The sequence below is a fragment of the Collinsella ihumii genome, from assembly GCF_030385545.1.
GTDB classification, from domain to species: Bacteria; Actinomycetota; Coriobacteriia; order Coriobacteriales; family Coriobacteriaceae; genus Collinsella; species Collinsella ihumii.
This window is the reverse complement of sequence record NZ_JAUEIQ010000001.1, coordinates 13,702-28,069: the sequence shown is the minus strand read 5'-3', so window position 1 is coordinate 28,069 and position 14,368 is coordinate 13,702. Positions and strand designations below refer to the sequence as shown.

Sequence of the window (14,368 nt, the reverse complement as noted above, 5' to 3'; positions counted from 1 at the left end):
CCGGCTGCTGCCCTCCATCTTACCGGCACCGGAGCGCTCGCACCCCGATGAATCGAATCGTTTAAGCGCGGCAGCAAACGGCGGGGTGGGCTTAGCGCAAAAGGAGATGATTGGGGCGGAATCGGCTAGCACCCTCTAGGCCCCGCTCATTCATGAACGAGCGGGGTCGTATTCGGCGTTTGCCCAGGATTCCATTGTTTGACACCCGCACTTTTTCATGAACGAACGGATCTCGCAGCGGCAGTGCGGCGCACAAAAGCGCCCGGAGAGGGCCCCGGGCGCACATCAGCCGATGAACCGGCGCTTCTTTATCCCTGCAGCATCGCCTGCAGGTCGTTCTCGGGCGTGGTGATGGCCGAAATGCCGTAGGTTTCCACCAGATAGCGAAGCACGTTATCGGACACGAATGCCGGCAGCGTGGGCCCGAGGCGGATATCGCGGATACCCAGGTACAGCAGGGTCAGCAGCACGCACACCGCCTTCTGCTCGTACCACGAGAGCACGATGGACAGCGGCAGCTCGTTCACGCCGCAGCCGAACGCCTCCGCCAGCGCCAAAGCCACCTGCACCGCGCTGAACGCATCGTTGCACTGCCCCATATCCATAAGGCGCGGCAGACCGGCGACCGTTCCGAGATCGAGGTCGTTGAAGCGGTACTTTCCGCACGCCAGGGTAAGCACGACGCTGTCGGCCGGCGTCTGCTTGACGAGCTCCGTGTAATAATTGCGCCCCGGCCGCGCACCGTCACAGCCTCCGACCAAGAAGAAATGGCCGATCTTGCCCTCGCGCACCGCATCGACCACCTGATCTGCCACGGAGAGCACGGCGTCGCGCGCAAAGCCCGTCGTCACCTTCGTGCCGCCGTTGATGCCCGTGAACTGGCGGTCTTCGGGATACCCGCCCAACTCGAGCGCCATCTCGATCAGCGGCGAAAAATCCCGTTCCCGATCGATGTGCACCAGTCCCGGATAGTCGACGGCGCCGGTGGTGAACACGCGGTCCCGGTAGCTCGCGCGCGGCGGCATCAGGCAGTTGGTCGTGAACAGCACCGGTGCGGGGATGCCCGCGAACTCCTTTTGCTGGTTTTGCCACGCCGTGCCGAAGTTCCCTTTGAGATGGGAGAACTTTTTGAGTTCGGGATAGCCGTGCGCCGGCAGCATCTCGCCGTGCGTATAAATGTTGATGCCGAGGCCTTCGGTCTGCTCAAGAAGGCGCCGCAGGTCGTACAGGTCATGACCGGACACGACGATAAACGGCCCCTTCTCGACCAGCAGCGGAACCTCGGTGGGAACAGGTGATCCGTACGTGGCGGTGTTCGCGAGATCGAGCATCTCCATGCAGAGGTAGTTCTTCTCGCCCACCTCGAGCATGACCGCGAGCAGCTCATCCGGTGCCGCCGCATCGTCGCCCACCGCGCGCAACGCCTTCATGAAGAACGCGTTCACCTCGTCTTTTGCATAGCCCAGCACAAGCGCGTGATAGGCATACGCCGCCATACCGCGGATACCGAACAGGATCAGGGACTTCAACGAGCGTATATCCTCGTCTGCATGCCACACGCGGTTCATGTCGTAATCCGACACCACAAAGGGAACGCCCTCTGCGCATCGCGCCGATGCCGCCTCTGCCTGCTCGACATGGACGAGGTCGATGAGCTTCTGGAGCGCATCCCCGTCGAAGTTGACATTGGTGACGGTCGCAAACAGCCCCTCGATCACCAGATGCCACGCGCTCTCGGATACCCCTTCCGCCTCATCGCTCAGGCGCGCCAGCTCGATGAGCGCGCCCGTCAGCTCGTCCTGAAGATGAGCGACGTCGGCCGGCTTGCCGCATACGCCCGCCCTTCCCGTACAACCGCTGCAACCTGCCGTCTGCTCGCACTGGAAGCAGAACATCATGGGTTCGAATGCCATGCCAGAGCCCTCCTTGCTCTCGGGGGTCACCGTATCCGACCCCGCGCTTGCCCAGTTATACCGGGAGGGCTACGATAAGTATGTTGTCGCAACAACGAAATGGAACTCCGCATGAAGCACATCGCTCCCACACATGCCATGTTGTTCGAGGGCATCGATCCTTTGGACGCAGAGCGCATGCTCCCCTGCTTCGATGCCCATGAGCGCGCCTACGACAAGGGCGAAACGATCATGCGCGCTGGAGACATCACGCACAGCCTCGGCATCGTGCTGGACGGCAGCGTCAACATCGTCGCGAATCATATCTGGGGCGCGCGCGACATCTTCGTGCATGCGGAGGCGGGGCAGATGTTCGGCGAGGCGTACGCCGTCAGCGCGTCGAAGCTGCTCGTCGATGCCGTCGCAGCGGAACCGAGTCGCGTCTTGCTGCTCAACGCCGAGAAAATGCTGCACGTGTGCGGACAGTCCTGCCCCTATCACCACCGCATCATCCAAAACCTTGTGCGCATCGCCGCCCTGAAGAACATCGCGCTGTCGCGCCGCATCATGCACACGGCGCCCAAAACCATTCGCGAACGCGTGCTGTCCTACCTGGCGGAGCAGGCGCTCGAGCACGAAAGCCGCAGCTTTGCCATCCCCTTCTCGCGCGAGCAGATGGCCGGCTACCTCGGCGTCGACCGCAGCGCGCTGTCTGCCGAGCTCTCGAAGATGCAGCGCGACGGGCTCATCCGGTTCAAAAAGAACCGCTTCGAGCTGCTCGCATGATCGGTGGTGCTTGCTAGGACAGGCCACGCGAGATCGCAGGAGGTGACGATATGTTGGCAGCCCTGCGCGCCGGAACCGGGTATTATGCCGGAAATCCCGGCATAATACCCGCAGATTAATATTTAAGAATGGTTTTGCTTAGCTTGATTATATTGCTCAAATAGAAAAGGGACTATTGGGTACATATTCTGGGAACCGCCGAGTAGACCTATCAAACAGCAGTATATCATTATGCTTATAGTATGTTTTACTTGCTCTCAAATAGGCTCTACTCGCGCAATCCCGAAACATGTACCCAGAAGTCCCTTTTTCGTTGCGGGCAGCGCGCAAAGAGCCCCGCGGCACGCGCCGCGGGGCTCTCAATCGGGTCCAACACCCAAAATCTGCCGAGTAGCCGGTCGATTCTGCGGCCCGCAACGGCCGCGAACAACCCTACAGGCGCGCGACGACGGCATCCCCCATGGCGGCGGTGCCCAGCACGTTCTCCTCAGGCGTCCCGGCGTCAGCGATGTCGCGCGTGCGCAGGCCATCATCGAGAACCGCGGTCACCGCGGCACGAATGGCGTCGGCGGCCTCGCCCATGTCGAAGCTGTAGCGCAGCATCATCTCAACGGACAGAATCTGGGCAAGCGGGTTCGCGATACCCTTGCCCGCGATATCCGGCGCGCTTCCGTGGCTCGGCTCGTACAGGGCCACGCCGTCGCCCAGGCTCGCGGAGGCGAGCATGCCGAGCGACCCGGTGATCTGCGCCGCCTCGTCGGACAGGATGTCGCCGAACATGTTCTCGGTCACCACGACGTCGAAGTCCGCAGGGCGATTGATGAGCTGCATCGCGGCGTTGTCCACCAGCACGTCCTCGAGCTCCACGTCAGCGTAGTCCTCGTCGTGGATGCGATGCACGATCTCGCGCCACATGCGGCTCGTCTCCAGCACGTTCGCCTTGTCCACGCTCGCCACCTTGCCGCGACGCTTGCGCGCCGCCTCAAAGGCCTGGCGGGCGATGCGCTCGATCTCGTACTCGCGATACTCGAGCGTGTCGTACGCGCGCTGGCCCGGCTTTCCGTCCGCGCCCGCACCCTCTTCGTCATAGAAGCGCTCGCGACGCCCAAAGTACAGGCCGCCGGTGAGCTCGCGCACGATCATCATGTCCACACCATCGATGACCTCGGGCTTCAGCGTGGAAGCACCGGAAAGCGCCGAGAAGATCTGCACGGGGCGCAGGTTGGTGTACAGCCCCAGCTCCTTGCGGATCTTGAGCAGACCCTGCTCGGGACGCGGCGCGGCAGGGTCGGTCGTGTCCCATTTGGGACCTCCCACGGCGGCAAGCAGCACGGCGTCGGACGCACGCGCGGCATCAAGCGTCTCATCGGGCAGCGCGGTGCCGCATGCGTCGATCGCCGCGCCGCCGATCAAGGCGTCTTCGCAGACAAACTCGACGCCGAACCTCTGACCCACGGCCGCGAGCACCTTCTTGCCCTCGGCCATGATCTCCGGCCCGATGCAGTCACCGGGCAGGCAGCAAATCTTGTAGCTCTTCTTCACGTTGCAGCTCCAATCAAGCGAGCTCGGGCCCGCGGAAAACGGATTGTCCATGAGCAAAAACGACCCCGTCCCAAAACGTACCGGACGGCATTACTGCGCGGCCAGCTTGGCGCGCGTGCGGTTGACCAGGCCGCCCGCCTCGATGATCTCGGCGATAAACGGCGGGAACGGCTCGGACGCAAACGCCTCCCTGGTATCGATGTTGGTGATGGTACCGGTGTCGGTGTCGACCGAGACCCGCACGCCGTCGGCGATCGCGTCGACCGCCTCGGGGCACTCCAGAATCGGCAGCCCGATGTTGATGGCGTTGCGATAGAAGATGCGCGCGAAGCTCTTGGCGATGACGCACGACACGCCCGCGGCCTTGATGGCAACCGGCGCATGCTCGCGGGAGGAGCCGCAGCCGAAGTTCTCCTCGGCCACGATGATGTCACCGGGCTTCATGCGCTCGACAAACGTGGGGTCGAGATCCTCCAGGCAGTGCGACGCCAGGTACGCATGGTCGGAGGAGTTGAGGTAGCGGGCAGGGATGATGACATCGGTGTCGATATCGCGTCCATAGCGGAACGCGGTGCCTTCAAAATGCATGAGCGGTCCTTTCGTACTCACGATCTGGGCGGGACGGGGCCCGCATGAAACAAGATGGCCCCGTCCCAAAAGGAATCATTACAGGTCGGATGGAGCGGCGATATGGCCGGCGACCGCGCTTGCAGCGGCGACCGCGGGACTTGCCAGATAGACCTCCGAGGTGGGATCGCCCATGCGGCCGACGAAGTTGCGGTTGGTGGTGGACACGCAGCGCTCGCCTGCGGCGAGGATGCCCATATAGCCGCCCAGGCAGGGACCGCACGTGGGGGTGGAGAACACGCAGCCGGCATCGATGAAGACATCGGCCAGACCCTCCGCCATGCACTGCTTGAAGACCGCCTGCGTCGCGGGGATCACGATGCAGCGGACGTTCGGGTTGACGGTGCGCCCGCGCAGCACCTCTGCAGCAGCGCGCATATCCTCGATACGGCCGTTCGTGCAGCTTCCGATGACGGCCTGATCGATGGCGATATGGGTGCTCTCGCTCACCGGATGGGTGTTGCCCGGCAGATGCGGCCACGCGACGCACGGCTTGATGTCGGCCGCGTCGATATGGATGACCTGCGCGTACTCCGCATCCGGATCGGCGTGGTACTCCACGTACGGACGCTGGCAGCGCCCCTCGAGCCATGCGCGCGCCACGTCGTCGACCTCCATGATGCCCGCCTTGCCGCCGGCCTCGATCGCCATATTCGAGATGGTCATGCGGCCCTCCATCGACATGCTGCGGATGGCCGACCCGGTGAACTCCATGGCCTGATACAGAGCGCCGTCGACGCCGATCATGCCGATGATGTGCAGAATGACATCCTTGGGCGTCGCGCCGTCAACAAGCTCGCCTTCGATCTCGAACTTGATAGTTGGCGGGACCTTGAACCAGCACCGTCCGGTCGCCAGGCCCACGCCCGCATCGGTGGAGCCCACGCCGGTGGAAAACGCACCGAGCGCGCCGTAGGTGCAGGTGTGCGAGTCGGCGCCGATGATCAGGTCGCCCGGCACGACGGTACCCGTCTCGGGAAGCAGCGCGTGCTCGATACCCGCGCAGCCCTGCTCCCAATAGTGCGTCACCTTCTGCTCATGGGCGAAGTCGCGCATCTTCTTGGTCTGCTCGGCGCTCTTGATGTCCTTGTTGGGCGCGTAATGGTCGGGCACGAGGCACACGCGGTCGCGGTCGAACACCTCGGTCGCACCGAGCTCGCGGAACACGTCGATGGCGATGGGCGCCGTGATGTCGTTGGCCAGCACGATGTCGACATCGCACTCGACGAGCTGGCCGGGACGGACCTCATCGAGTCCGGCATGGGCCGCAAGGATCTTCTCGGCCACGGTCATAGGTCTTGGCATTGGTTGCATCCCTTTCTGTGATCTGACGTTGCGTGTCGCCTGCCGTTAGGCGGCGCTGGCTTCTGCCTCGCGCTGATCGGAGATCAGGCGGTTCAGGGCGTTGATATAGGCCTTCGTGGAGGACACGATGATGTCGTTATCGCTGCCGCGGCCGATGTAGACCTCGCCGTTGGCGGCGGTCACGCGCACCGTGACCTCGCCCAGCGCATCGATGCCGCGGGTGATGGACTTGATGGAGAACTCGGACAGGTCGTTGTCCACGGCCACGATCTGGTCGACCGCCTTGTAGACGGCGTCGACCGGACCGGTTCCGTAGGCGGCGACGGTATGCTCGGCACCCTCTTCGTCGACCAGCGTCAGCGTCGCCGTCGGCGTCAGCGGGAAGCCGCAAGACACCTGCACGGCGCCCAGCGTCCAGATCGCGGCGCTCACGCGCTCGCGCTCGTGGACGATGGACTCCAGGTCCTCGTCGTACACTTCCTTCTTCTTGTCGGCGACCTCGAGGAATGCCTGGTAGATACCCTCGAACTCCTCGTCGGTAAACGTGTAGCCCAGCTCTGCCATGCGATGGCGCAGCGCCGCGTGGCCGGAGCGCGCGGACAGGATGATCTGCGAGCCGGCGGCGCCGACGTCGGCGGGGTCGATGATCTCGTAGGTATCGCGCGCCTTGAGGACGCCGTCCTGATGGATGCCCGAGGAATGGGCGAACGCGTTGGCGCCGACGATCGCCTTGTTGGGCTGAACCATGATGCCCGTGATGGAGCTCACGAGCTTGCTCGCATGGGTGAGCTCCTGCGTGACGATGTCGGTGTGGGCGTCGAGCTCGGCGCCGTGCATGCGGATGGCCATGACGACCTCTTCGAGCGAGGTGTTGCCCGCGCGCTCACCCAGGCCGTTGATGGTGCACTCGATCTGCGTGGCGCCGTTACGCACGCTTTCGAGCGCCAGGGCGGTCGCCATACCAAGATCGTTATGGGTATGGACGGAGATAGTGACATCTTCGATACCGTCCACGCGCTCGCGCAGGTCGCGAATGCGCGCGCCGAACTCCCACGGCATGTTGTAGCCCGTGGTGTCGGGGATGTTCACGACCGTGGCGCCGGCCTTGACGGCGGCCTCGATGATGCGCACGAGGAAGTCCTGATCGGCGCGACCGGCATCCTCGGCATAGAACTCAACATCGTCCACGAAGTTGCGCGCATGCTTGACCGCATGGATGGCACGCTCGATGGCCTGGTCCTCCGTGAGGCGCAGCTTGTCGCGCAGATGGGAGGGCGACACGCCCAGGCCGGTATGGATGCGCGGACGCTTGGCGGTCTTGAGCGCCTCGGCCGCGACCTCGATATCCTTGTCGACCGCGCGCGTCAGGCCGCACACCGTGCATTTGTCGCCTGCGAGGCGGCCGATCTCGGCCACGCTCTTGAAGTCGCCGGGGCTCGAGATGGGGAAACCCGCCTCGATGACGTCGACGTTCATGCGGATAAGCTGACGGGCGATGATGAGTTTTTCCTCGGTGTTCATGCTTGCGCCGGGCGACTGCTCTCCGTCGCGCAGCGTCGTGTCAAAGATGGCGATCTTGCGGGTCATGGGTTCCTCCTGTGCTCGTGGTCGTATGCTGTGCCTGCAGGAGGTGGCACCGATTGCGGTTGCGCAAGATACGCAAAAGCACCCCGTCGCGCGTCACGCCCTGCAAGGCGTCGGTCAGATGCGCGGTGGGGTGCTTCTGGAAGTGCCGGCTTATGCCATTCGTGCCATACGAAGGACCCTAGCGCGCATCGGCGGCTAGTAGGAGCGCTAGGGATAGGGACTGAGCAGCAGAGGCGCTCGCGCGCGAAGCCATGCTGTACTCCCTTGTTGCCATGCGTTCCGTCCTTTCGTAGGCGAATGTATTGCAGTTTAGCAAACTAAAGCGCTCATGCAAGCCAGAATCCCGTAAACGGTTCGCACGGTGCCTCTGGCAGCCCAGCGCGGGATGCCCGGGCACACCGAGAGGGCCCCAGCAGGACATCGGCCTTCAGCCGGCCCGATGCCTCCGTCCGAACGATGCCGCCTCGCCCCACGCCCCGATCGCGCGATATGATGGTGCCGCACCACCGGCACGAGGAGGCACCATGATCGACCTGCGCAGCGACACCCTCACCAAACCGACGCCCGAGATGCTCGAGACGATCCTCGACGCCCCGCTCGGCGACGACGACCGGACCCATGAGCTTGGCCGCGGCGAAGACCCCACGGTCAACGAGCTCGAGGACCTCGCTGCGCAGATCACCGGCAAACAGGCCGCGGTCCTCATGCCGTCGGGCAGCATGGCGAACACCGCAGCCGTGCTCGCCCAGGCAAAACCGGGAAGCACCCTGCTGGTGGACGAGCAGCAGCATCTGCTCATCAGCGAGAAGTACCTGTTCGACCCCGACTTCGGACGCATAAAGTTCCGGACCTACCGCCACGACGAGCACGGCCAGCCCGACCTCGCCGACATCGAACGGCATCTCGATGCGGGCGGCATCGACCTCGTCTGCGTCGAGAACTCGCACAACTACGCGGGCGGGGCCGTCGTCTCGCCTGATCGGCTCGCCGCCATCCACGAACTCGCAGGAGCCCATGGCGTCCCCGTCCACATGGACGGCGCCCGCATGTTCAACGCGACCGTCGCCCTCGGCATCGCCCCCGCCGAGCTGTGCGCATCCGTGGACACCCTTATGTTCTGTCTGTCCAAGGGGCTCTCGGCCCCCGTCGGTTCGATCGTCTGCGGAGATCAGGGCACCATACTGGAGGTGCGTCGCATGCGCAAGGCGCTCGGCGGGGCCATGCGGCAGGCCGGCGTCATCGCCGCGCCGGGGCTTTACGCGCTGCGCCACAACATCGGCCGCCTGGCAGAGGACCATGCGAACGCCCGCGCATTCGCAGATGCGATCCTCGACCTTCCGCATACCCACATCGTGGGCGATGTCGTCACCAACATCGTCGTGATAGACGTGAGCGACCTGATCGATGACCCGCTGAGCTATTGCGAGCTCGCCGCCCAACGGGGCCTTATCATCCGCCCGGTCATGAAGCGCTACATCCGATTCGTCTTCTACCGCGGCATCACGCGCGACGAGGCACTCGAAGCAGCCGCCATCGTCCGCGAGCTCGAAAACGAGCTCGCGGGCTGATCCGTATCCGGTGACGCGTGGAGCGAGGTCGAGACGAATCGGCCTGCCGCACCCCCTCGGACCCCGCTTATTCATGAATAAGCGGGGTCCTTTTCAACGTTTGCCCAGGATTCAAATTTCTGACACCCCTCTTCATTCATGAATGAAGAGGGGTGTCGTCGTTGGACGCACACAGAAAAGCGCCCGAAGGGAGACCTCGGGCGCACATCGGCCAATCAATCAAAGATTCTAGCTCTCACGGATGATGGCATCCGGGCGCTGCTTGACCTCGGGACGCAGCTCGACGCCGAGTCCCGGCCTCTCGGGCAGACCGACACGACCGCCATCGATCTGGGGAAGCGCATCCGCCAGATCCCGATACCACGTCGCGAGGTTCGCGCGCACCACCTCTTGGAACATGGCGGTCGGTGCATACATGCCCAGATGCAGGCCCGCCCACAGCTGGACGGGGCCGGTGCAATCGTGCGGTGCGATGGGGATGTTGAAGCTCTCCGCCAGCGCGGCGATCTTGCGCCCTTCCGTCAAGCCGCCGCACCAGCCCAGGTCGAGCATCGCGTAGTCGACCGCCTGCTCGGCAAGCAACCGGCGGAACACCGGAGCCGAAGACAGCGTCTCGCTGCCGCAGATCGGGGTCCGCGTCCCGGCGCGAAGGTCTCGAAGCTGATCGACGTCGTCCATCTTGCACAGCGGGTCCTCCGCCCAAAAGACATCCACCTCCTCGAGCGCCTGGCAGATCCTGCGCGCCGCCGGTACGCTCCACAGGCTGTGCAGCTCGCACATGACCTCCATCTGGTTGCCCACCGCGGCGCGAATCTTGCGGAACGGCTCCATGCCCGCCTGCAGATCCTCGTCGGAGATCCACATGCCCTGGGTCGCCTTCGCATACGGATCGAACGGCCAGATCTTCATCACGCGATAGCCTTCCGCGAGCAGGCTCTCGGCCAGCTTGCCTGCATCGCGCGTGAAGGCGATCTGGTCGTCATAGGGACCGCGCATGCCGTCGGCATCGGTGATGACGCGGCGGGCGTTCCCCGAATCGTAGGCGCTGCTGCTCGCGTTGAACGAGTAGCCCGAGCACGTGTTGTACACCGGAAGCGAGGTCCGAGAGGCGCCGCCCAGGGCCTCGTACACCGGAATGCCGGCACGCTTGCCGAACAGGTCCCACAGGGCGATATCCACCGCGCTCGCCGCGCGGACCTCTGCGCTGGCGCTATGGAAGCCCACGTAGGGCGTCAGCAGCGTGCGCGAGATAAACTCGATGCGACGGGCATCCTGGCCGATCAGCCAATCGGCCAGCTCGCTGTGCACGACCGCCTCAATCGCCGCGGCTCCGCGCCACGCCTCGCCCAAACCAACAAGCCCGTCGTCGGTCTCGACCTCGACCCATATGCAGTTTGGATACTGTTCTACGCGAATCGTCCGCAATGTGGTAATGATAGCCATGGCCGTTCCTCCGTCATCCGCGTCTCGAACCGAAGCGCATCATCAGCGCTCCCTTTCATCCGTTCTATAGAGAAGCCACGCACTCGTCATCGGTACGAAATACACATTCGATAAACGGCAGTAACAGATATGGCAAAGGGACCACGGAGTAAGGGCTTCCGCAGGAGCACCCCGGGTAGGGAGCCGGCCCCGCGGGGGCGCTTGGTGGCACGGCTTACCGGCCCGCAGCCCGCAGCGGAGGGTTCTGGCCGAGCGTTCGCTGAAAAATCGACGTTTTGAGCGCATCGATTTCAAACCCGTACAAAACGGCATCTTCGGGCCGATGTTTCCGCAGGTCACAGCCATTCAACGGATGCGATTTTCAGGACCTTCCAAATCCACTCACTCATAACGTCGATTTTTCAGCAATTCTGTACGGCTGAATCTCCGCTGGGCGTCCTCCCAGGACGTGAGCGCAAGGCCGCTTTATGCTACCCGCCGCAAAAGCAATTGTTCAGTGTTTCCCTAACGCAGGGGGGCGGACATCCAAATGATGTCCGCCCCCATCCGAGAGGTATCAAGTTAGTTGCGCTCAGCTCGATCGGTTGCCGTGTCGTACACGTTCTCGCGCATCACCAGGTCACGCACAGCGTTCCACTGGTCGCCGGATTCGAACAGCGAGGAGTTCAGCTGCGTGATCGAACCGCCGCTCGCATCCGACAGGAGCTGCTCGAGCATCGTGCGCTCAAAGCTGTAGATGTCAGTCTCGTATTCGCTGTCGTACTGCTCGTGAACCGTGATGTTCACCGTATTGAGGTCCTCGTAGACCGACAGTGCCGCCACGGCGTCGTAGACGATCGCGCGGTCGAGAGCGTCGCCATCGATGTCCTCGCTCACATTGCTGTAGCGCACGTTGAAGCTGTCGCCGTTCTCTTCGACGCCGGAGCTATCAACATAGGAGCCGAGCGGAAGGCTCTCGAACAGCTGCACCTTGGTCGTGCCGTTCCCCGTATAGGACTTCAGCGTATCGATCGAGTTGTTGGCGATCTCGTTGTCGAGCGCCGTCGTCGCCTCCCACTCGCGCTGATCCTCAGGGTCGTCGAATTGCGGGGTCTGGGCCTGCGTTTGGGACTGAGTGTTGGACGACGTGGCCGCATCACCGCTCGTCGAGTCGCCCTGCGAGGTCTGCGGGCTCTGGTTCTGTTGCTCGCGCCACTGCTGCTCTGCCTGGGCCTCGGCGACATCCTCCTGATGATCCAGCATGGGATCGATCACGAACTCGAACAGGCCGAGCACCGCGGCGATCAGGGCAACGGCGACGATGCCGAGCACGAGCGGCCATTTGGCCCGCGACTTGGGCGCCTGGTGCTGTGGGCCCTCAGAGGCCGCAGAGGATGTCGGTGGAGTCGGTCCTCGAGGCGTCTCGGATTTTACCGCGGGCGCAGCCATGACGACCGTCGGCTCCGTCTCGGGAAGAACGGTCGTCGGCGCCTCGACGGGCTCATCGGTGCCGGCACCTCCCGACAGCACGTCATCGATGCTTGGCACGCTTTCCTTCGTGCGCGCCATCGCCTCTTCTTCAGACAGCCCCTGGGCAAGATAATCCTCGTAGCGCGCCACGAGGTTGCCGTAGATCTCTTCCTTGAGCTCGATGTTCTCTTCGGTGAGAACCCTACCCTGGAACAGATGCTCAACGTACATACGAAGCTCGTTCATCGTCTGTCCCCCTCCTGTTTCAGCAGCCTATCGATAATATTGCGGACACGAACCCAGCGCTTCGTCGCTTCGGTGAGCTCATCGCCACCCGAAGGGGTAACCCGATAGTACTTGCGTCGGGCGCCTTGCGACTCATCCCCCCAGTAACTCTCAACGTACCCTTGATTCTCCAAGCGCTTGAGGCTCGTGTACAGCGAGGGCTCTTTCATTTCGTATTCTCCCCCGCTGGCCGTGGCGATCTCTTTGAGGATCTCGTAGCCATAGCTGTCACCACTCGAAAGCGTGCACAAGATGATGGCGTCGATATTTCCGCGAATGAGATCACTTACCGCATCCCTCGTGGACATTGCGTCACCTCCCGTCGGATACGTGCTTTCTGACAGCTCCAATGTAGCACAGATTACTTTGTGTGTTGATATACATGTTCACACACAGATAAACGGTAGATTAGGCAAGGTAAACGGTAGGATTTCGTAAGAACCTTCTTAAGCGGAGCCATTTGCCCACAAGTGCACCAAAAAAGCCCGGTACCGCGAACGGTACCGGGCTTTCAGCAACACCGGAAATGTAAAGCGCTAAACGCTACTCCTCCATGAAGTTGCGCTGGACAGCGGAGTCGACCTTGACGCCGGGGCCCATGGTGGAGGTCAGCGTGATGCTCTTCACGTACTTGCCCTTAGCGGAAGCGGGCTTGACGCGCAGGATCTCCGTGTACAGAGCGGCGTAGTTCTCGACGAGCTTCTGGTCGTCGAAGGAAACCTTGCCCAGGGGCACGTGGCAGATGCCATAACGGTCAGCGCGATACTCGACGCGGCCGGCCTTGAGCTCGCTGACCATCTTGGCGACATCCATGGTGACGGTGCCGAGCTTGGGGTTCGGCATCAGGCCACGGGGGCCGAGGATCTTACCGATGCGGCCGACCTTCGCCATCATGTTCGGGGTGGCGATGGCGGCGTCGAAGTTGATCTCGCCCTTCTGGATGTCAGCGATCAGCTCGTCGGAACCGATGACGTCGGCACCGGCCTCACGAGCCTCGTCAGCCTTGGCGCCCTCGGCGAACACGGCAACGCGAACGGACTTGCCGGTGCCGTGAGGCAGGGAGATGGAGCCACGGATGTTCTGGTCAGCCTTGCGGGTGTCGATGCCCAGACGGAAGTGAGCCTCAACGGTCTCGTCGAACTTGGCGGGAGCGAGCTCCTTGACCAGCTTCACGGCCGCAAGCGGCGTGTAGAGCTGAGAACGATCGACCTTCTCCGCAGCTGCGCGGAACTTCTTACCATGCTTAGCCATGATTCTTACCTCCTGTGGTGAACGGGCACGAGCCCTCCCACATCGATGTGCGCACTATTGCGCTAAAGCAGGCGCGACCGAATGCCGCGCCTGCAAGGAAAACAACTTACGCGTCGGCGATGGTGACGCCCATGGAGCGGGCGGTGCCGGCGACGATCTTCTTGGCGGCCTCGATGTCGTTGGCATTGAGGTCCGGCATCTTGATCTCGGCGATCTTGGTGAGCTGCTCCTGCGTGAGCTGGCCGACCTTGTCGCGCTGCGGAACGGCGGAGCCGCTCTTGAGCTTGAGCTCCTTCTTGATCAGGTGAGCCGCAGGAGGGGTCTTGCAGACGAAGTCGAAGGAGCGATCCTCGAAGACGGTAATCTCGACAGGGATGATGTCGCCCTGCTTGTCAGCCGTGGCGGCGTTGAACGCCTGGCAGAACTGCATGATGTTGACCTGAGCGGCACCCAGGGCAGGACCGACGGGAGGAGCGGGGTTCGCAGCGCCAGCGGGAATCTGGAGCTTGATGACGGTGGCAACTTTCTTCTCAGCCATGTCAAACCTTCCTAAACACGAACGTGTGAACAAGTGCTATATCGTCAGCGCGAACCCGTTAGAAGCACACCATCCGGTGAGCGGCCGGATGACGA

At 63.0% G+C, this 14,368-nt stretch carries 12 protein-coding genes; 2 read left to right on the top strand and 10 right to left on the bottom strand.

Features of this window, described 5'->3' with window-relative positions:
* Positions 1-308 precede the first annotated feature (308 nt).
* Positions 309-1,913 (bottom strand): hydroxylamine reductase, encoded by a 1,605-nt coding sequence (gene hcp, locus QVN30_RS00145; RefSeq protein WP_289834968.1) that lies wholly within the window; start codon positions 1,911-1,913, stop codon positions 309-311.
* Between the two features lie 111 nt (positions 1,914-2,024).
* Between hcp and QVN30_RS00140 the strand changes: the two genes are divergently transcribed.
* Complete coding sequence (locus QVN30_RS00140) at positions 2,025-2,678, top strand: Crp/Fnr family transcriptional regulator (protein ID WP_289834967.1); 654 nt, start codon at positions 2,025-2,027, stop codon at positions 2,676-2,678.
* A 432-nt stretch (positions 2,679-3,110) separates the two neighbouring features.
* On the opposite strand, the gene leuB is transcribed toward QVN30_RS00140, so the two are convergent.
* The 4 genes from leuB to QVN30_RS00120 all read right to left on the bottom strand — a co-directional run bounded on the left by leuB (position 3,111) and on the right by QVN30_RS00120 (position 7,739).
* Positions 3,111-4,271: a 3-isopropylmalate dehydrogenase gene (gene leuB / locus QVN30_RS00135; protein WP_289834966.1), complete on the bottom strand. Its 1,161-nt coding sequence runs from the start codon at positions 4,269-4,271 to the stop codon at positions 3,111-3,113.
* 39 nt (positions 4,272-4,310) lie between these two features.
* Entirely contained in the window at positions 4,311-4,808 is a 498-nt protein-coding gene (locus tag QVN30_RS00130) for a 3-isopropylmalate dehydratase small subunit (protein WP_204587077.1), read from the bottom strand.
* Positions 4,809-4,886: 78 nt separating this feature from the next.
* Positions 4,887-6,140, bottom strand: a complete 1,254-nt coding sequence (gene leuC / locus QVN30_RS00125; protein ID WP_204540866.1) for a 3-isopropylmalate dehydratase large subunit — start codon at positions 6,138-6,140, stop codon at positions 4,887-4,889.
* Positions 6,141-6,197: 57 nt separating this feature from the next.
* Entirely contained in the window at positions 6,198-7,739 is a 1,542-nt protein-coding gene (locus QVN30_RS00120) for a 2-isopropylmalate synthase (RefSeq protein WP_289834965.1), read from the bottom strand.
* A 524-nt stretch (positions 7,740-8,263) separates the two neighbouring features.
* Here QVN30_RS00120 and QVN30_RS00115 point away from each other — a divergent pair.
* Positions 8,264-9,307 (top strand): threonine aldolase family protein, encoded by a 1,044-nt coding sequence (locus tag QVN30_RS00115; protein ID WP_289834964.1) that lies wholly within the window; start codon positions 8,264-8,266, stop codon positions 9,305-9,307.
* Positions 9,308-9,535: 228 nt separating this feature from the next.
* Here QVN30_RS00115 and QVN30_RS00110 read toward each other — a convergent pair whose 3' ends face one another.
* The 5 genes from QVN30_RS00110 to rplK form a co-directional block, all read right to left on the bottom strand.
* Positions 9,536-10,750 carry a mandelate racemase/muconate lactonizing enzyme family protein gene (locus QVN30_RS00110; RefSeq protein WP_289834963.1) on the bottom strand — a complete coding sequence of 405 codons (1,215 nt, stop codon included), beginning with the start codon at positions 10,748-10,750 and terminating at the stop codon, positions 9,536-9,538.
* Positions 10,751-11,311: 561 nt separating this feature from the next.
* A complete protein-coding gene (locus QVN30_RS00105; RefSeq protein ID WP_066829706.1) occupies positions 11,312-12,445 on the bottom strand; it encodes a permease prefix domain 1-containing protein in 1,134 nt (377 codons plus the stop codon).
* A complete protein-coding gene (locus QVN30_RS00100; RefSeq protein WP_066829709.1) occupies positions 12,442-12,792 on the bottom strand; it encodes a PadR family transcriptional regulator in 351 nt (116 codons plus the stop codon). Before QVN30_RS00100 ends, QVN30_RS00105 begins: the two co-directional genes overlap by 4 nt.
* 235 nt (positions 12,793-13,027) lie before the next feature.
* Positions 13,028-13,735: a 50S ribosomal protein L1 gene (gene rplA / locus QVN30_RS00095; protein WP_066829712.1), complete on the bottom strand. Its 708-nt coding sequence runs from the start codon at positions 13,733-13,735 to the stop codon at positions 13,028-13,030.
* 106 nt (positions 13,736-13,841) lie between these two features.
* Positions 13,842-14,273, bottom strand: coding sequence for a 50S ribosomal protein L11 (gene rplK / locus QVN30_RS00090; RefSeq protein WP_066829718.1), 432 nt, complete (start codon positions 14,271-14,273; stop codon positions 13,842-13,844).
* Positions 14,274-14,368: the final 95 nt, after the last annotated feature.

Bases quoted from the DNA above. Each gene is read 5' to 3' on its own strand.
- hcp (WP_289834968.1), bottom strand. From the start codon at position 1,913: ATGGCATTCGAACCCATGATGTTCTGCTTCCAGTGCGAGCAGACGGCA.
- QVN30_RS00140 (WP_289834967.1), top strand. From the start codon at position 2,025: ATGAAGCACATCGCTCCCACACATGCCATGTTGTTCGAGGGCATCGAT.
- leuB (WP_289834966.1), bottom strand. From the start codon at position 4,271: ATGGACAATCCGTTTTCCGCGGGCCCGAGCTCGCTTGATTGGAGCTGC.
- QVN30_RS00130 (WP_204587077.1), bottom strand. From the start codon at position 4,808: ATGCATTTTGAAGGCACCGCGTTCCGCTATGGACGCGATATCGACACC.
- leuC (WP_204540866.1), bottom strand. From the start codon at position 6,140: ATGACCGTGGCCGAGAAGATCCTTGCGGCCCATGCCGGACTCGATGAG.
- QVN30_RS00120 (WP_289834965.1), bottom strand. From the start codon at position 7,739: ATGACCCGCAAGATCGCCATCTTTGACACGACGCTGCGCGACGGAGAG.
- QVN30_RS00115 (WP_289834964.1), top strand. From the start codon at position 8,264: ATGATCGACCTGCGCAGCGACACCCTCACCAAACCGACGCCCGAGATG.
- QVN30_RS00110 (WP_289834963.1), bottom strand. From the start codon at position 10,750: ATGGCTATCATTACCACATTGCGGACGATTCGCGTAGAACAGTATCCA.
- QVN30_RS00105 (WP_066829706.1), bottom strand. From the start codon at position 12,445: ATGAACGAGCTTCGTATGTACGTTGAGCATCTGTTCCAGGGTAGGGTT.
- QVN30_RS00100 (WP_066829709.1), bottom strand. From the start codon at position 12,792: ATGTCCACGAGGGATGCGGTAAGTGATCTCATTCGCGGAAATATCGAC.
- rplA (WP_066829712.1), bottom strand. From the start codon at position 13,735: ATGGCTAAGCATGGTAAGAAGTTCCGCGCAGCTGCGGAGAAGGTCGAT.
- rplK (WP_066829718.1), bottom strand. From the start codon at position 14,273: ATGGCTGAGAAGAAAGTTGCCACCGTCATCAAGCTCCAGATTCCCGCT.